At 68.7% G+C, this 17,546-nt stretch carries 15 protein-coding genes; 9 read left to right on the forward strand and 6 right to left on the reverse strand.

Features of this window, described 5'->3' with window-relative positions; translation table 11 throughout:
* Positions 1 to 179: 179 nt before the first annotated feature.
* Positions 180 to 623 carry an acetyltransferase gene (locus ACFQ9R_RS04090; RefSeq protein WP_378626797.1) on the reverse strand — a complete coding sequence of 148 codons (444 nt, stop codon included), beginning with the start codon at positions 621 to 623 and terminating at the stop codon, positions 180 to 182.
* A gap of 860 nt (positions 624 to 1,483) precedes the next feature.
* Here ACFQ9R_RS04090 and ACFQ9R_RS04095 point away from each other — a divergent pair.
* Positions 1,484 to 3,007, forward strand: coding sequence for a flavin-containing monooxygenase (locus ACFQ9R_RS04095; protein WP_378988845.1), 1,524 nt, complete (start codon positions 1,484 to 1,486; stop codon positions 3,005 to 3,007).
* Positions 3,008 to 3,125: 118 nt separating this feature from the next.
* Here ACFQ9R_RS04095 and ACFQ9R_RS04100 read toward each other — a convergent pair whose 3' ends face one another.
* From ACFQ9R_RS04100 to ACFQ9R_RS04115, 4 genes are all read right to left on the reverse strand, one after another.
* Entirely contained in the window at positions 3,126 to 3,410 is a 285-nt protein-coding gene (locus ACFQ9R_RS04100) for a GlsB/YeaQ/YmgE family stress response membrane protein (RefSeq protein WP_378988847.1), read from the reverse strand.
* Between the two features lie 151 nt (positions 3,411 to 3,561).
* Positions 3,562 to 4,092 (reverse strand): hypothetical protein, encoded by a 531-nt coding sequence (locus ACFQ9R_RS04105; protein ID WP_378988849.1) that lies wholly within the window; start codon positions 4,090 to 4,092, stop codon positions 3,562 to 3,564.
* Between the two features lie 94 nt (positions 4,093 to 4,186).
* Positions 4,187 to 5,890 (reverse strand): amidohydrolase, encoded by a 1,704-nt coding sequence (locus tag ACFQ9R_RS04110; RefSeq protein WP_378988851.1) that lies wholly within the window; start codon positions 5,888 to 5,890, stop codon positions 4,187 to 4,189.
* Positions 5,891 to 6,117: 227 nt separating this feature from the next.
* The gene (locus ACFQ9R_RS04115) at positions 6,118 to 6,633 is read right to left on the reverse strand and encodes a MarR family winged helix-turn-helix transcriptional regulator (protein ID WP_378988854.1); all 516 of its coding nucleotides are present in this window, start codon (positions 6,631 to 6,633) and stop codon (positions 6,118 to 6,120) included.
* Positions 6,634 to 6,723: 90 nt separating this feature from the next.
* On the opposite strand from ACFQ9R_RS04115, the gene ACFQ9R_RS04120 reads away from it, so the two are divergent.
* The 7 genes from ACFQ9R_RS04120 to ACFQ9R_RS04150 all read left to right on the forward strand — a co-directional run bounded on the left by ACFQ9R_RS04120 (position 6,724) and on the right by ACFQ9R_RS04150 (position 15,999).
* Positions 6,724 to 8,829 (forward strand): MMPL family transporter, encoded by a 2,106-nt coding sequence (locus tag ACFQ9R_RS04120; protein ID WP_378988856.1) that lies wholly within the window; start codon positions 6,724 to 6,726, stop codon positions 8,827 to 8,829.
* 82 nt (positions 8,830 to 8,911) lie between these two features.
* Positions 8,912 to 9,355, forward strand: a complete 444-nt coding sequence (locus tag ACFQ9R_RS04125) for a DUF5990 family protein (protein WP_378988858.1) — start codon at positions 8,912 to 8,914, stop codon at positions 9,353 to 9,355.
* 59 nt (positions 9,356 to 9,414) lie between these two features.
* A complete protein-coding gene (locus ACFQ9R_RS04130) occupies positions 9,415 to 10,017 on the forward strand; it encodes a hypothetical protein (RefSeq protein WP_378988860.1) in 603 nt (200 codons plus the stop codon).
* Positions 10,018 to 10,227: 210 nt separating this feature from the next.
* Complete coding sequence (locus tag ACFQ9R_RS04135; RefSeq protein ID WP_378989131.1) at positions 10,228 to 11,646, forward strand: glyceraldehyde-3-phosphate dehydrogenase; 1,419 nt, start codon at positions 10,228 to 10,230, stop codon at positions 11,644 to 11,646.
* A 165-nt stretch (positions 11,647 to 11,811) separates the two neighbouring features.
* Entirely contained in the window at positions 11,812 to 13,308 is a 1,497-nt protein-coding gene (locus tag ACFQ9R_RS04140) for a hypothetical protein (protein ID WP_378988862.1), read from the forward strand.
* A 226-nt stretch (positions 13,309 to 13,534) separates the two neighbouring features.
* Entirely contained in the window at positions 13,535 to 14,779 is a 1,245-nt protein-coding gene (locus ACFQ9R_RS04145) for an AAA family ATPase (protein ID WP_378988864.1), read from the forward strand.
* A complete protein-coding gene (locus tag ACFQ9R_RS04150; RefSeq protein ID WP_378988866.1) occupies positions 14,776 to 15,999 on the forward strand; it encodes a VWA-like domain-containing protein in 1,224 nt (407 codons plus the stop codon). The genes ACFQ9R_RS04145 and ACFQ9R_RS04150 overlap by 4 nt, the downstream gene beginning before the upstream one ends.
* Before the next feature lie 14 nt (positions 16,000 to 16,013).
* Here the strand turns inward: ACFQ9R_RS04150 and ACFQ9R_RS04155 are convergent, their stop codons facing one another.
* Positions 16,014 to 16,424: a hypothetical protein gene (locus tag ACFQ9R_RS04155; RefSeq protein ID WP_378988868.1), complete on the reverse strand. Its 411-nt coding sequence runs from the start codon at positions 16,422 to 16,424 to the stop codon at positions 16,014 to 16,016.
* A 180-nt stretch (positions 16,425 to 16,604) separates the two neighbouring features.
* Between ACFQ9R_RS04155 and ACFQ9R_RS04160 the strand changes: the two genes are divergently transcribed.
* A complete protein-coding gene (locus ACFQ9R_RS04160; protein ID WP_378988869.1) occupies positions 16,605 to 17,537 on the forward strand; it encodes a PDR/VanB family oxidoreductase in 933 nt (310 codons plus the stop codon).
* The last annotated feature ends 9 nt before the right edge of the window (positions 17,538 to 17,546 follow it).

The following is a 17,546-nucleotide window of genomic DNA, read 5'->3' on the forward strand; positions in this document are numbered from 1 at the left end:
CGTGACGTACGACAGGTGCAGAGTTGCGCCGAACCGTCCGTCGGGGCCAATTCTCGCCACTCGCCGTCGGTTTCGCCGAGGTTTTCAGACACAGTTTCATTTCAGATTAGCTGCCGGGGGCCGCGCGGTGTGACGGTCGAGCCTTGGCCTGCGGCTTTCGCGTTGTGCGGTTTTCGGCATCATGCCCGGTCGTGGCGAGCGGGCTGCCAGGCGGTGACGGCCCAGATGACCACCACACTGATCGCGATGATCACGATGGACCACGCGGGATAGTAGGGCAGGGACAAGAAGTTCGCGATGATCACCAGTGCCGCGATGCCCACCGCCGCGTATCGCGCCCACGCGGTGCCCGACATCAGACCGATCGAGCAGACGATGGCGATCACGCCGAGGACGACATGAACCCAGCCCCAGGTGGTCGCGTCGAATTCGTAGACGTAGCTGAAGCCGGCGACATAGAACTCGTCCTCGGCGATCGCGGAGATGCCCTCGAGGATGGAGGCCGCCGCGGCGATGAACAGCATGATCGCCGCCAGCACGGAGATCCCCTCGGCGGCGGCTTGCCGCGCGAAAGGCTCTTCTTCGGGAACGGGACGATTTGCGGAAGGATTGCGCTCGGTCATGGCAAGCCCCTTGCTGCGGCGATATTCCGCCATCGCGGATCTCCGAGACTCCGACGGGTCGCAATGACAGGCAATCGCGTACTTCGGTAGGGACGGCGGATTGCGCGGCACGCCTCTGCGCAGCGCCGACTGAAGGGTGGTGCTCGCGATCGGAGTTCGATCGCCCACGATCCGTCTAGCTCGACCCGCAGCGAGTTTACCGGAGACTCGCCGCTTGATGCGGCGATGTTTCAGGTTCGCAATCCGCGCTCGCGGCCTTCCGCGAACCCCGGCTGACTGACGTGGTGGCCACTCGTAATAGCGGTGGGCCGCCGGATCGGTGGCGCATGCAGGCCCGAAGCGCGACGACACCCCGGCTCGACCGAGACCGCCTGCCGAACGGCTCGATTGCCGGATGATTGCCGTTGCTGGTGGGGCGGGGACAAGTCGCGTGCGCGCCGGTCGGAGTGAACTCCCGAGTCCGGAAGCAAGCGAATCATGCGCGGCCGTTCCCGAGCATTGGAGGAGTTCACGGTATGACCTGGCCCAATTCGATTGTCCGGGTGGTGATTCCGTGGGCAACAGCGTCGTCTTCGGCGCACCCGGGACTGGGCCGTGGACCGCCGCGGTGGTGAAGGCGGAAGGGGTCGTTGTCGACCGCTCCGCTCGCGAATTCAACCGGGGTCGTGTCGCCGCGTTCAGCGCGCATTCTCCCTCGGATACCGGATCGGGTGCCTCCCCGCGAGCACGGGGAGACACCCGAAAACAGCTCTGCACGGCGGTCGCCACCGCCCGCAGAGCAGATGCAGACACTTGGAGAACTCTGCGATGACCACAGTAGATGTACTCGTCATTCTCGCGCGCCCCTATGGCCTCCGCCGATGACCGGGCCCACGATCACCCACGAAGTAGTTGTCGTCGGGGCGGGCTTCGGTGGGCTCACCATGGCCGCGCAGCTGAGACAGGCCGGGGTGCGCGACTTCCTGATCCTCGAAGAAGGACCGGAGGTCGGCGGGGTGTGGCGGGAGAACACCTATCCGGGCTGTTCCTGCGATGTGCCCGCGCACCTGTACTGCTTCGCCTTCGACCCTTATCGAGACGTGCGCGTGCGTTATCCGGATCAGCAGGCGATCCTGACCTACATGCGGGAGGTCACCGACCGCAACGGTCTGCGTGCGCATCTGCGCTGCGATACCGCCGTGATGGCCGCCGACTACAGCGACACCGACCGCACCTGGACCCTGACCACGACCACCGGGGAGCGGATCCGCACCGACGCGGTCGTGTGGGCGCTCGGCCAACTGCATCGACCCGCGATTCCTCGGTTGCGGGGAGCGCGGACCTTCGGTGGCCGTGCGTTCCACTCCGCACGATGGGATCACACCGCGGACCTGAGCGGGCAGATCGCCGTCGTCGGTACCGGTTCCTCGGCGGCGCAGATGATTCCCGAGCTGGCCCGAGTCGCGGCCGGTGTCACCGTGTATCAGCGTTCCCCGTCCTGGGTGCTGCCCAAGCCCGCCGCGTCGTTCGGTCCGCTGTCACGGTGGGCGCTGACGCGTGTGCCCGGTCTGCACGACCTGTATCGGGCCGGGATCTACCACGCGGCTGATCTGGTTCTCGCGCCGATCATGCGCGCGGGGTGGTCGGCGGGACCGGCCGAACTCGTTGCGCGCGCCCACCTTCGGTGGCAGGTGCGCGATCGTGAACTGCGCGCGAAGCTCACACCGAACTACCGGATCGGGGAGAAACGGATCCTGCTCGACAGCGGATATTATCCGGCGCTGACCCGGCCACACGTCGAACTGGTCACCGACCGCATCGACCGGCTCGGCCCGGACGGGATCCGCACTGTCGAGGGCACCGAGCGCCGCGCCGACGTCATCGTGTGGGCCACCGGGTTCCGTGCGCCGGAGTTCCTCGCCGGGGTGCGGATCCGTGGCCGTGGGGGAGTGGATCTGCACGACCGGTGGCGGCGCCGAGGTCGACCGGCCGCCTTCTACGGCCTCGCGGTGCCCGGCTTTCCGAATCTCTACATGATCGCGGGGCCGCACTCGTTCACTCCGTCGAACAGCAACCCCGCGGTCAAGCAACACCAGGCCCGGTACATCACGCGCTGTCTGGCCCTCAGCGCGGACTGGGGTGCGCCGGTGGAGGTGACCGAGCGGGCGATGGCGCGCTACCTCGACCGTCTGGATCATGCTCTCGCCCGGACCATCTGGTGCGACGGTGCGGCGACGGCATGGTGGAAACGCGCGGACGGCACGGTCACCAATGCCTGGCCTGGAACCGTCAGCGAGTTCGAACACGAGATCGTCGGCAGCGATCCAGCCGAGTCGTTCGCGAAGGTGGCCGCGATCACCGGAGCACGCGACGCCGATCGAGAGGTCGCGGAGCAGATCACCTGACCGCGCTGCGGCGGGCCTCGGCGCTACCGGCCGAGGCCCGCCGAGGAGCGGCGCCGCACAGGGGGCGCTACACCTCGTCGCCAGGTCACGGCGACGGGCGAGCGCCGACGCGTTCGGCTCAGGCCACCGGCGGGTGTTTGCGGGCGCCCATCGACTCGGCCGCGAACAGCAGCACCACCGCCGCGATGACCGCGAGGACGAAGCCCCAGAAGTTGAGCTCGGTGATGGAGCCGACGCCGATGAGGCTGGCGATCACGCCCGCGATCAGCGCCGCCACCATGCCGAGCACCAGGGTCATGCCCATGCTCATGTTCTCCTTACCCGGCTTGAGCACCCTGGCGAGCACGCCGACCACGGCGCCGATGATCAAGAATCCACAGATCTGAACAATCGCGTTCCACATCGCTCGAACCTCCACGTTGTGCCGATGGCCGGGGAGTGCCGGTCAAGTTCGATCATTTCTCCCCTTCGCCCGGAGAACCAGGGTCGTGTCCTCGGCGTTGTCGAAGCGTGTCCGCGCCGACGCCGGATCACCCCATCGCTGTCGATGCTGCTCAGAACTGAGGATCCACCCGGCACTCGCTCGCCGACCGGCCCGCCGGGGCAGTGCCGTCGCCCTGATCGAAACGCCACTGTGTGATCGGACCCGCCTGCCGCCAGCGCAGGCCGCGCCCGTCCGGCACGGCTTCGTAGACGGCTTCCCGACCGCTGACGAGCTGCTCACCCACGCAATAGTCGTTGTATCCGGTGCCCGGCTGGACCGCCCCCGCGCTGAAGCGGCCGGTGGGCTCGGCGGCGGCGCCCGGATTGGCGACCGTGCTCGTCCGATGCGTCGATGCTCCGCGATCCCAGCGTGCGTCCCCGGCCTGCGATCGGCCGCAGGTGAAGGTCCAGCCACCGGCGACGACGGTGGCTCCCTGTGTGTACGGGGTGCCCGCCCACGAACAGCTGACGGCGGTGTCCGCGGACGCGGTTGCCGTCGAGAGCCCGAGCAAGCCCGCTACCGTGACAGCCGATGCCAGCGCCGCGACACCGAGACGCCGTCGAACGGTTCCTGAAATATCCTGATTGCCAACGGTTTCCATTCTTCGATGCTCCCGTCGGGACGGGTCGGGCACATCAGGTCCCGACCCGGAGCTTCAGCTCAGGGATTTCCCTCGGTCCAGGGTCGGCGCAGGCTCAGCAGCACGGTCCGAGGCGCGCGCTCGGGCGCGGGGTCGTGTCGCTGTTCGGCACTGCGGCCAGGAACGCGTCGAGGTCGACCCGGCGCCCACCCACCCACGTGCCGTTGACCCGGACGGTCTCGCCCAACGTGGCCGGGTCGACCTCGTAGGGGTCACCGGACAACTCGACGAAGTCGGCCAGCTTGCCGACCGTGATGGACCCGATCAGGTGATCGCGGCGCAGGGTGCGGGCGGCGTTGATCGTCTGCGCGCGGATCGCGTCCTCGAGCGGAATCGCCTGATCGGCGCCGTGTACGGTGCCGGCGCGGGTGCGTCGGGAGGCGACGGTCTGGATGTTGACCAGCGGCGACGGTGGCGAGACCGGCCCGTCGTTGTGCAGGGACACGCACGCCCCCGAGGCCAGCGCGTCGGCGGTGGGCTGCCACCGGCTGCCGTGTTCGTGGTCGAAGATCGCGCCGTCGAGCAGATCGCCCCAGAAGTAGTACTGGAACGGTGACAGCGACACGTGCACGCCCAGCCGGGCCGCTCGGTCCATCTGCGCGCGGCTCGCTCCGCCCAGGTGCTCGATCCGCCACCGGTGATCGGTGCCGGTCAGGCCGTGGCGCTGCAACGCCGCCTCGTAAGCGTCCAGGGCCAGCTCGACGGCCAGATCGCCGTTGGAATGGAACGACATCTGCCAGCCCGCGGGCGCGGCCTCGTCCAGAATCTCGTCCAGCTGCGATCGGGTGTAGTTGAGCGAACCGGTGCCGCCCGCGGTCGCCGGGTCGATACCGGCGCGCCGAGTCGCCTCGGTATCGAGGTAGGGAAACGACGTCGCCGCACTGCCCACCCAGACCGCACCGTCGGTCCAGAGTTTGACGCCGGCCTTGCGCAGCATCTCGTCGCCGGCGGCGAAGGTCTCGGGCTCGGTGTAGGTGTCGGTGGTCGACATCTCCCACAGGTTGACCCGCAGCGGGCACGATGTGGTGGCGGCCAGTGTTTCGTAGTCGTGTGCGGTCTGCGGGTCGTAGGCCATGTCCGAGGTCGTGGTGTACCCGGCGCGCGACATCGCCGCGAAGAACCCGGCGCCGCTGAGCAGCGGGCTGGGCATCTCGGCGATCAACGGCGTCATGACCGCGGTGAGCACCGGCACTTCGAAGCCCTGACCGTCGAGCGAGCCGTCCGGATTGCGGCCGTAGTGACCGCCGTCGGGGTCCGGTGGCGGGTTGTCGGACCAGCCGTAGCGCTCGATGAGCGCGGTGTCGAAGTAGATGCCGTGCGCGGAGTTGTCCAGGACCACGGCCACCCGATCACCGAAGATCGCGTCCAGGTCCGATGCTGTCGGTGCCGCGTGTTCCTGGAGCAGTGCGTCGAACCCGTTGAACACCAACGGCGTCGACGGGTCGGTCGCGGCGATGGCCGCTGTGAACACGGCCACCACATCGTCCCAGGTCGGCGCTACCCACGGGGTGATCTGCGCGATGGGTGGTTGGGTGAGGACCCCGCCCAGGAACGGATGCCCGTGCGGTTCGACGAACCCCGGCAGCAACGCTCGCGCGCCGGTATCGATGACCTCGGCGTCCGGGGCCACTGCGGACACGCACTCGGCCAGCGACCCGACCGCGACGATGCGTGAACCCGAGACCGCGACGGCGTCAGCGCGGGGGCGGTTCTCGTCCATGGTGATCACGGTGCCCGCGGTGAGAATGAAATCCGACACAGCCAACTCCCTCGCTTGTGGTGTTCGAGGCGGAGAAGAATTCGGCCGACCGTGGACACCGATTCGGCGGCAACAAAGGTCGGAAATGCTGCTGACCAGCCCAGGCTATTCCCTGAGGGCTACCGGCGGAGAGGGCGACACGCGTGTCCGATCGCAGATCGAGCGGGCCCGGTAGACGTCGGCGCCGTGTCGAGCCGAGCGGTCGCGTATGCCGGTTCCGGACACTTTTATTCGGCGGTTCGCCCTGGCTCCGGCAGCTCGGCGTAGAACTCGCGCAGTGCGGCCGTGACGCTCACGAGCACGCGGTGGGCGGCCGTCAGGTCGCTGTCGGGCAGGGCGGACAGCGCCTCGCGGGTGCGGGAACCGAGTGGTCCGAAGAATCCGGCGGCGACCGACATGCCGTGGTCGGTATAGGTCAGGTTGACCCGCCGTCGGTCCGCCGGATCGGGCACGCGGTCGAGGTGCCCGGATTCGATCATGCGCTCGACCAGGTAGGTGACGGCGGGCGCGGAGACGCCCATCAGCTTGCTCAACTGGCCCGCGCTCACCGGTGAGCCCTCGGCGTCGGCCGTGGCGACGTGCATCAGGGCGCGAAAATCGTTCGGGCGCAGGTCGTTCGATCGCGCGAAGACATGACCGATCTGTTCGGAGATCGCGGTCAGCGCACGCAGATCCCGGGCGATGCCGGTCTCGAGCGCTGTCCGGTCGGCGGCCGGGTTCGTGTCGGCGGTGTCGTCATCCACGCGCGGCCTCCTCTCTGTCCGACAGGCAGCTTAGCCGTCGGAGCCGGCGGCATTGCCAATTAGTTAAGTTTCTGAAATAGTTTCGGCGTGATGCGAGTGAGTGACGGAAACGGTTGGGACCGGTTCGCCGGGCTGGTCACCGGTCGGCGATCGTGGGCGGTACTGCTCGCTGTCGTCGCGGCCGCCATGGCGGTGATGGCGCTGGCGGGGAGCAACGACAGCGCGGGCCAGGCCCCGGTGTCGTTGCCGCGATCGGCGGAATCCGCCCTGGCCGCCGAGGCCGCGGCACGGTTTCCCGATGCCGGAACCGCCGCCGCGATCATGGTGGCGACCCGCGACGACGGCGGTCCGCTGACACCGGCCGATCTCACGGCAGTGGACGCGGCGCTCACCCGCGCGGGTGGTTCGCCCACCGACGATCCGCGGGTGATGCTCGCTCCCGACGGGCGGGCCGCGCTCGCCCAGATTCCGGTGTCCGCACAGCTCAACGGCTTCGCGCTCACCGATCGGGTCGACGAACTACGCGCCGCCGTCAGCACCGATCTACCCGATGCGCTGCGCGTGCAGATCACCGGCGGACCGGCCTTCGGCGCCGATATCGCCGACTCCTTCTCCGGTGCGAACTCGCTGCTGCTCATCGTCACCGCGATCGTGGTGATGGCCCTGCTCATCGTCACCTATCGCTCGCCGGTGTTGTGGCTGGTGCCGTTGACGGTGGTCGGGCTCGCCGACCGCGTCGCCACCAGTGTCGGCACGCTCCTGGCCGAGCTCACCGGACTCGCCTTCGACGGTTCGACATCGGGCATCACCAGCGTGCTGGTCTTCGGGGCGGGAACGAACTACGCGCTGCTGTTGGTATCGCGGTATCGCGACGAACTGCATCGCCACACCGATCATCGAGTGGCGTTGCGCGCCGCGGTGCGCCATGCCGCGCCCGCCATCGTGGCCAGCAACGTCACCGTTGTGCTGGCTCTGCTGACGCTGTTGCTGGCGCTGCTCCCCAACACCCGCAGCCTCGGCGCGTTCGCCGCCGCCGGACTCGTGGTGGCGCTGATCTTCGTGCTCGCCGCGTTGCCGCCGGCGCTGGCACTGTGCGGTCGGCGGGTCTTCTGGCCGTTCGTGCCGAAGGCGGACGGTCGCGACGCGGCCGAGCAGGGCGTCTGGGCAGTCGTCGCGAAGCGGGTGGTGCGCCGCCCTGCCGTCGTGGCCGGCGCGGCTTCGGCGGTGCTGATCGTCTTCGCGACCGGGCTCGCGACCACCGATATCGGGCTCTCGCAGACCGAGCAGTTCCGCGTCGAGGCCGAGTCCGTCGACGGGCTCGACACGATGGCCGACCACTTCCCGTCCGGCTCGTCGGATCCCGCCGTGGTGATCGCGCGCAGCGAAACCACCACCCGGATCCAGTCGGCCCTCGACGGCGTACAGGGGATTTCGCGCGCCACCGCTACCGGTACCTCCGCCGACGGTGCGACACGGTGGTCGGTCGTTCTGGAGGCGCCGCCCGGCTCGGTGGAGGCGTTCACCACCATCGAGGCGATCAGGACAGCGGTCGGCACCGTCCCCGGCGCCGAGGCCCTCGTCGGCGGTACGGACGCCGAAGCGCTCGACATCCGCGACGCCGCCCGCCGTGACCAGGCGCTGGTCATTCCGCTGATCCTCGCCGTTGTGCTGCTGGTGTTGCTGGCACTGCTGCGCGCGGTGCCCGCCGCCGTGCTGCTCGTCGGCGTCACGGTGCTCAGCGCGCTCGCGGCGCTCGGTGCGGGCAGCTGGATCAGCGGCACGATCTTCGGCTTCCCCGCCCTGGACACGAATGTGCCGCTGTTCGGCTTCCTGTTCCTGGTCGCGCTGGGGGTGGACTACACGATCTTCCTGGTCACCAGGGCCCGCGAGGAAGCGGGCGCGCACGGCACCACCCAGGGCATGGTGCGCGCGGTCGCCTCGACCGGAGCCGTGATCACCAGCGCCGGTGTGGTGCTGGCCGCGGTGTTCTGTGTGCTCGGTGTGCTGCCGTTGATCACCCTGACCCAGTTGGGCATCGTGGTCGGGATCGGCATCCTGCTGGATACGTTCGTGGTGCGCACGCTGGTTGTCCCCGCGCTGTTCGCGCTGCTGGGCGACAAGGTGTGGTGGCCGGGATCGCTCGCGAAAGCCGAAGCGGCACAGCCTGCTTCGACCGAAGCGGAGGCCGTGGACTGAGCTCCGCGGTGAAATCGGCGGACTCCGCTGCGTCGTCGAACATTGCGCGGAAATCGGCGCAGGCGTGCGGGAGAATCGCGGAATGCGTATCCGAATCGTGGGGACACAGCTGCCGGGGTCGTCCTGTCGACCGCCCGGGATCGAGACGGCGTACTCGAACATTCATGTCGGCGTGCAGCGCAGGAACCGGCCACAGGAGCTGCTCGACCTACAGCGTGGTGACTCGGAAACCGTCACGTGGACGGTCGAGTGCACCGTCCACGAGACCGACGTCCGAGGGCCCTACGTCCAGGGCCGACCGGGGGAGCGGTTCCTCTACCTCAGCTGGGTCAGCGACGATGACACCGCAACGCTCACGATGTTCCGGCGCGCCAAGCTGATGCTCGCCGACGTTCCCGCAGAGACGCTGGCGGCCGCGACCGAATCGGGCGTGCTCGAGGCTCGTCTCGGCCTCACGGACGCGACCGGAAACCCGTTGTGCGCGAGGGTGGAACCCGCGTCGATCCGCTGGGCTGCCGTGACCTGACCACAGCATCGACCCGCGGTGCTGACGTGCGCCACACTCTGTCGGACCGCGGTGGCAGGATGCGAAGGGTGGGTGACAACTTCGAACGGATCGTCGATCTCGATGTGGCCGCGGCGGATGCCGAGGCGTCGGCCGAGGCGACGATCGACTGGATGGTGTCGCGGGGGTGGCTGCTGCGGGAGACCTCGGCGGACGCGATGTACAGCCTCCACGTGGACGAAGGGTATGTGGCAGGGCCCGCGTGGGCGGAGATCGCCCAGGATTGGGGCGCCGAGTGGATTCCCGCCCCGGTCGGGGTCATCGTCGGCCGCCACGCCCACTACGGCGGCCAGGGTGAGATCGCCCCGGCCGACGCGACGTGCCCGAGCTGCCGGGCAAGCACGGTGATCATCGACTATCCGCGGGCCTGGGAACCTGATCCCGCAGTGTGGCAACCGTTTTCGGACGCGATCGAAGGGTGGGAGCAGACGGGCACCGGTGCGGTGGCCTGCACCGCGTGCGGTACGGCCGGCGCGATCACCGACTGGCAATGGCCGTGGGGCTTCGCCCTCGGCGCCCTTGCCTTCGACTTCTGGGGCTGGCCACCGCTGACCGACGAATTCATCGCCGAGTTCACCGCCCGGCTCGGCCACCGCGTCGAGCACCACACCGGCAAGTTCTGAGCCGTGTTCGGTGCCGCGGGTCACAGTCGCCCGATCGCGGGCATTCCTCTCGGCACAGTGCGCACGATCTCACCGGTGGGGAGTGGCCCACGGTGAAAATTCCGCGCTCACTAGCATCGATGCAGCGGAAGTATCGATGAACCCAGAGGACGTGTGTTGACTACCGAACAACTTGATCGCTGGAACGCTCAGGAAGCTGCGGCGGAGGCGATGATTCCCATCATCGGGACGTTGTACCGCAGCAAGGGTGTGACGATTCTGCTGCACAGCCGGTCGCTGGTGAACAAGTCGGTGATCAGCATCCTGCGGACGCATCGGTTCGCGCGCCAGATCGGCGGCGAAGAGCTGTCGGTGGACGAGACCCTGCCGTTCCTCGAGGTGATCAGCCGGCTGGATCTGGGGCCGTGCAAGATCGACCTGGGCCAGCTGGTGATGGCGTTTCACGCCGACGAGCGGGGCCTGTCGGTCGAGGAGTTCACCACCTCGGTGCTGGCCGAGGTGAGCGACGGCAACAAGGCCGTGTCGCAGGGACCGCGTGATGTGGTGCTCTACGGGTTCGGGCGGATCGGGCGGCTGGTCACCCGGCTGCTGATCGAGAAGGCCGGGTCGGGCAACGGGCTGAGCCTGCGCGCGGTGGTGGTGCGCAAGGGCGGCGACGACGACCTGGCCAAGCGGGCGTCGCTGCTGCGGCGCGACTCGGTGCACGGGCACTTCAACGGCACGATCAAGGTCGACACCGACAACGACACGATCACCGCGAACGGTAACGTCATCAAGTTCATCTACAGCGATGACCCGACGACGATCGACTACACCGCCTACGGCATCGACAACGCGATCCTGATCGACAACACCGGTCGCTGGCGTGACCGCGAGGGCCTGGAGCAGCACCTGCGTCCCGGCATCGCGAAGGTCGTGCTCACCGCGCCCGGCAAGGGTGACGTGCCCAACATCGTGCACGGCGTCAACCACCGCGACCTGGACCTGTCGCAGCAGATCTTCTCCTGCGCCTCCTGCACGACCAACGCGATCGTGCCGCCGCTCAAGGCCATGGACGACGAGTTCGGCATCGTGCGTGGACACGTGGAGACGGTGCACTCGTTCACCAACGACCAGAACCTGCTGGACAACTACCACAAGGCCGATCGGCGCGGTCGTTCCGCGCCGTTCAACCTGGTGCTCACCGAGACCGGCGCCGCCTCCGCGGTGGCCAAGGCGATGCCGGACTTCAAAGCCAAGATCACCGGCAACTCGATCCGCGTTCCCACCCCGGACGTCTCCGTCGCGATCCTGAACCTGCAGCTGAAGCAGGACACGACCAAGGAAGACGTGCTCGCGTACCTGCGTCAGGTATCCCTCGCGGGCCCGTTGAGCCGCAACCTCGACTACACAGCCGCCACCGACGCGGTCTCGAGCGACTTCATCGGCTCGCGGGCGGCCTCGATCATCGACGCCAACGCCACCATCGTCGAGGGCGACACCGCCATCCTCTACGTCTGGTACGACAACGAATTCGGCTACTCGTGCCAGGTGGTGCGGACCGTGCAGTACATCTCGGGCATCGAATACCCGACCTACCCGCAACTGGGTGCGCAGTCCGACGTGCGCGAGCTCACCGACGCGCGATAGCGGCCCGCCGGCAAGGCGGGCATCTGGTCGGTGACCAGGGCCCGCCTGCCTCGTCGACTCGGTGGCAGACCGCGCGACCCGACCAGCACCGCTTGTCGGCTCGCGTGTTGTTGTGCATACTGGCGACATGACATCGAGTCGAAAGGGCGTTCTGCGCCCGGGCCGTTGAGCCCCACGCCGGTCATCGAACCGGCTTCTGCCCCGCGTGAACGCGGGGAATTCACCGAAAATCAGCAGTCTTCCCGTACGTCCTATGACGATGCGCGCCTCGACCTCTGGCTGCGTGTGCGCGAACTCGCTGTGCCGTCCGCCATGATCGAGGCCGCCACCGCACGGCGGCTCGTCGGTGACTGGTCGGGGGCCTGCGCCGCTGCGCACGTCGATCTCGATGTGGATCTGCGGACGTTGGCGCGGACCCACGGTCGAGGACTCGCCGCCCGGGTACGGGCCGACCTGCGATATCTGGCGCCGGACCTGTTGCGCTGGCATCTACCCAGAATCGCGCCGGACGGTCTGTTGCGACCCGGGTTGACGATGGCGCTGGCTCGGTACGAATCCGGGGGCATCGCCGGCCTCGACAGCGCGGCCGGTGACGTAACGCAGTGTGACGGTGCGGATTCCGTGCATCTGGTGGTCCGTACGCCACCGGCCTGGGCGGCCGCCGGACAGCGGATCAGCCTCGCGCTGTGGGACACGGCGAGCCCCGTCGCCAGCGCGCGCATGCACCCACACCCCCGACCCAGCAGTCGCTACCGGCTCGACCTGCACCGTCACCTGTGGGATTCGCGCAGGGTGGGGGAGTTGCGGACCCGTTCTGGTGCAGGGCAATTCGCCGCCCCAGGGCTTGCGGCAGGCGACGACCCCAGGGATTCTGTGTCCGCAACGGCGCCGCCGGGTTGCGCCGTCGACCGGTGGGCGGACGAAGCGGGGATTCTGCTGCGTGCCGAGGGGCGCCGGTCCGGGTTGGTAGCGGTGCGGTGTGGTGCGCGCAAGCGGCTCGTGTTGGACGTAAGTGCGGAGGACCCACTCGCCGTGCGGATTTCGAGGGAACACCCGCGTGGCGGAATCTCCGCCCTCCCGGTTCTGCCCGACGCGGCGACCTGGGTGCTCCCCGACCTGGAATTGCTGCGCGCGGGCGTGCTCGCCGCCGATCGACTGCATCCGCTGGTCGCCTCGGCGCTCGGCTGTGACGGCGCGCCGACCGCGACCTCCGGGATCACCGCCGCCGGTCATCGGATCGTGGAGTGCCGGGGCGAACGTCATCGGATCGGGTTGGTGAACGGGGTGCTCGCCGCCCTGGATCACGACCCCACCGAGATCCGGCGTGAAGAACTCCTGGCGGCCCTGACCGGAACACCGATGCCCTGCCTCCAGGCCATCGACCGGTCACTGCGCCAACCGGATTGGCTCGTCGGCGTCTGCGACCGCCTGGACCACGGCGATATCGACGGCGCCCTCACCATCGTCGAAGCCCAGCTCGGCGCGGACGCGACGCTGCGCGACGGACCACTTCGCGACGCACTCGAAGCCGCTGTACGGCAACGGATTACCTATGGTCTGTTCCGGGCCGGTCTACCCGCACCCGGTCGCGGCCACGTTCTTCCCGACCGTTACGACCGCAAGGGTCGTCGCGCACGTCCGAAACGCCTGGCCTTGCGCTGAGTTGGCGTCCGGGCCATCAGGGCCACGCCTTGTCTCGCTGACAGGTGGGGTCGTGTGGGCCTGGTACGACCGGCTGATCCGCGGGTCGCCGGGACCTCGCCTCGACCGTGGATTCGTGCGGCCTTCGCGCCGCCGACCTCGTACTTCATCGACAGACCCCGAGGCCGGGCTCGCTCCGCCTGAGCTCGCCCATCGAATTCCTCCGAACCCAAAAGGTGATGCACACATGACTGTTCATACCCTCTGCCCGCTTCCGACTCGCGCCACCGACTCCCAGCTCGACGTCGCGAGCGAACTCCTTGCCCTGCTGGGTGAGGTGAAGACGGAGCCGCGCACCAACACGCAACTGGAAGCGCTCACCTTGGCTGTGGCCGCCGACCTGCCGGTGCTGCTGTGGGGTGAGCCGGGCATCGGCAAGACCGCTGCCCTGACCCAGCTCGCGGAGTCCCTGGAACTGCCGCTGACCACGGTGATCGCGAGTGTGCACGAACCGTCGGACTTCTCCGGCCTGCCGATCATCGGCGACGACCCCGCGACCCAGGGGGTGCCGATGGCGCCGCCGGACTGGGCGGTTCGGCTCGTGCGGGCCGGGCGCGGCCTGCTGTTCCTCGACGAACTGTCCACCGCGCCGCCCGCCGTGCAGGCCGCGCTGCTGCGCGTCGTTCTCGAAAGGCGGGTCGGCGCACTGGAACTGCCGTCGGGTGTGCGCATCGTCGCGGCCGCCAACCCACGCTCGTCGGCCGCCGACGGCTGGGAGCTGAGCCCGCCGCTGGCGAACCGATTCGTGCACCTGCAGTGGACTCACGAGCACGACGTGGTCGTCCGCGGCCTCGGCGGAACCTGGCCACACGCGACCTTGCCTCGGCTCGCGGCCGAAAGCCTGCCGGAGTCGGTCGCATTCGCCCGTCGCGCGGTATGCACCTTGCTCGCGGCTCGGCCCAAGCTCGTGCACCAGATGCCCACCACCGAAACCCGGCGGGGCGGTGCCTGGGCGTCACCGCGGAGTTGGGAGATGACCGTGCGGCTGATCGCCTTCGCCACCGCGGCCGACGCGAGTCGTGATGCGCTGTCGCAGTTGATCCGCGGCACCGTTGGTGACGGGCCCGGTTTCGAACTACTCACCAGCATCGATCGGATGGATCTGCCCGACCCGGAAGCACTGCTGGCCGATCCGGTCGCCGCTGAACTGCCGACCCGGGGCGACTTGCGTCAGGCCGTTCTCGACGGTGTGGTGGCCGCGGTGCGCAAACGGCCGGAGCGGGCTCGGTGGGACGCGGCTTGGTCGCTGCTGGTGAAAGCCGTGGAAACCGGAGCACCCGACCTGGTGGTTGTTCCCGCGACGACGCTGGCCACGCTGCGCCGCGAGAACTGGGAGGTGCCCGCGGCGATCGAACAGCTGGCCGGGGTGGTGGCGGTGTCGCAGAGTGCCGATCGCGCCGCGGCCCGCGTTGCCGTGCAGGCGGGCCGATGACAGCGGACGCCACCGGACTGGATTTCGGCAAGCTGTATGCCGCACGGCTGCAGGCGGTTTCGGCCCGCCCTTATCTCGCGACCGCTCTGTACGCGCTGCACATCGTCGAGTCGCCGAGGTCACCGACGATGGGCGTGGACAAACACTGGCGGTGCTACGTCTCGCCACGATTCGTCGACTACACACCGGTGGAAGAACTGGCTTCGATCCTGGTGCACGAGGTGTCGCACCTGCTGCGAGACCATCACGCGCGCAGCGACCGCTACGCCCACGCCCACGACCTGACCGGTCCGGGGGAGCGGCTGCGCATGAACATCGCCGCGGACGCCGAGATCAACGACGACGCGTTCGGTGACGGGCTGGTCTGGCCCGAGGGCGCTGTGCTGCCCAGCACATTGGGGCTGGACCCGGGGCAACTCATGGAGGACTACCTGGGTCAGTTCCGCCTCGGGCGGCTGACCGAAGACATGGCGTGGCTCGACTGCGGCAGCGGCGCGGACGGATCGGACCGCGAATGGGAGCTGGGACCCGACGGCGCGGACGGTCTCAGCGAACAGCAGCGCGACGGCGTCCGATTCCTGGTGGCACAGGGCATCGTCGGGCGTCCGGGAGACGCGCCCCAGGGGTGGCGGCGCTGGGCGAAGGAGGCGTTGCATCCTTCCCAGCCGTGGCGGGACCTGCTCGGCGCGGCACTGCGCGCGGCCGCCTCGGCTCCGGGCGTCGGCGAGGACTACACCTACCGGCGCCCCGCCCGCCGCTGCACCGCACTGCCCGGCATCGTGTTGCCCAGCCTGCGTCGCACCCCACCCAAGGTCAGCGTGGTCATCGACACCTCGGGTTCGGTCAGCGACGACGAACTGGGCAGCGCCCTGCTCGAAGTCGCCGCCATCATCCGCGCCGTCGGCGGCCGCCGCGACCTGGTCACCGTGTTCTCCTGCGACGCGGCGGCGAGAATCGCCCACCCGCTGTGCCAGGCCGAGGGCATGACGCTGATCGGCGGTGGCGGCACCGACCTGCGCACCGGTTTCACCCAGGCCCTGCGCACCCGCCCGGACGTACTCGTCGCCCTGACCGACGGCCAAACCCCCTGGCCCTCCCACCAACCGGCCTGCCGAACCGTCGTCGGCCTCTTCCGCCGAGAACGCGCGTGGCGCCACGACGACCCGGACTACGTCCCGGACAGCCCACCCGCATGGGCGCGAGTGGTCGACATCGGCTGACGGGAGTCACCCAGCTAGTGGGCGCGCCGCGCCCGTACCAGCGGCGACACGAACATGAACGAGCCGGACAGGAAGAGCCCGGCGAGTGGGATCAGCGGGAGGTAGGAGATCCACACGATCGGCTCCGGTTGTGCCAGCGCGATCACCGTGGCGACAACGGTGACGACGAATACCACCGCGGACCAGCGATGCACCTGACGGACGCGACCGGCACTGTCGCCGAACGCCGACAGCGGGTGCGGGCCGCGCAAGAGCCGCACGAACATCGACGCACCGGACAGGAACAGCCCGGCGAGCGGAACGAGCGGCAGGTAGACCACCCATTCGGGCCCGCTGAGCGACAATCCGAGCACCGTGATGAGCACGGCCGCGAGGAAGGCGACGGCGAGCACGCGATGGGTTCGCCGAACCCAGGTGATGTTCATCGCAAAACCCTTTCGTCGATCCATGGAAAACAATGCTGACACGGCGCCGACCTGGAAACTTCTCGATTCCTGATCGTTTCTCCCGCTGACCGCCGATAGCCGATCGACCCCATTTCAATCCGGCAATTCGTTGAAAGTATCAATCCCCGCGGGCCGCCGAACCCCTGCGAGACTCGTCGTGTGATCAGCGCGATTGTGCGAATTCGGTCCATCACCTACGAATCAGAGGGCGTGCTGTCCTTTGTGCTCACCGACCCCGGCGGCGCGCCACTGCCGCCGTGGGCACCGGGTGCGCACGTGGACGTCGTCCTGCCCGACGGCGTCGTTCGCCAGTACTCGCTGTGTGGCGATCCCGCGAATCGGGACAGTTATCGCATCGCGGTGCTGCTCGAGGAGCAGGGCCGCGGCGGGTCGGCGTGGATGCACGAGAACGTGCGGCCGGGCACGCTGCTGGAGATCCGGGAGCCACGCAACAATTTCCCGCTCACGCAGGCGGCGAGCTACCTCCTGATCGCCGGCGGTATCGGGATCACCCCGCTGTTGCCGATGATCCGCGAACTGCAGCAGCGCGGCGCCGACTGGCAACTGCACTACGGCGGCCGCACCGGCGCGCGGATGGCGTTCGCCGGCGAGCTGTCCGCCTATGGTGCGCGGGTTCGTCGCTACGCGCAGGACGACGTCGGGCTGATGCCACTGGCCGAGATTCTCGCGCCGGTGACCTCGGGCACGCTCGTGTACTGCTGTGGCCCCGAGCCGCTGCTGGCCGCGGTCGAGCAGCACTGTGTCGCGGATGCCTTGCGGGTCGAGCGTTTTCATCCGAAGGAGATCGCGGCCACCGGACCCGAGCGGACGAGCACCGTCGTGCTCAACCGTTCCGGCCGGACCATCGAGGTTCCGGCCGGGTCGTCGGTCCTGGACGCACTCGAACGGGCGGGCGCCGACGTGCTGTGGTCGTGCCGTGAGGGAACGTGCGCGACCTGCGAGACCACCGTGCTCGAAGGCGAAGTCGAGCACCGCGATTCGGTGCTCACCCCGGCTGAACAAGAGTCGGGCAAAACCATGATGATCTGCGTTTCCCGAGCGCGCACGGACCGTCTCGTGCTCGATGCCTGAAAGGTCGAA

The sequence above is a fragment of the Nocardia sp. NPDC056541 genome (assembly GCF_042794235.1).
In the GTDB taxonomy this organism is placed as follows: domain Bacteria; phylum Actinomycetota; class Actinomycetes; order Mycobacteriales; family Mycobacteriaceae; genus Nocardia.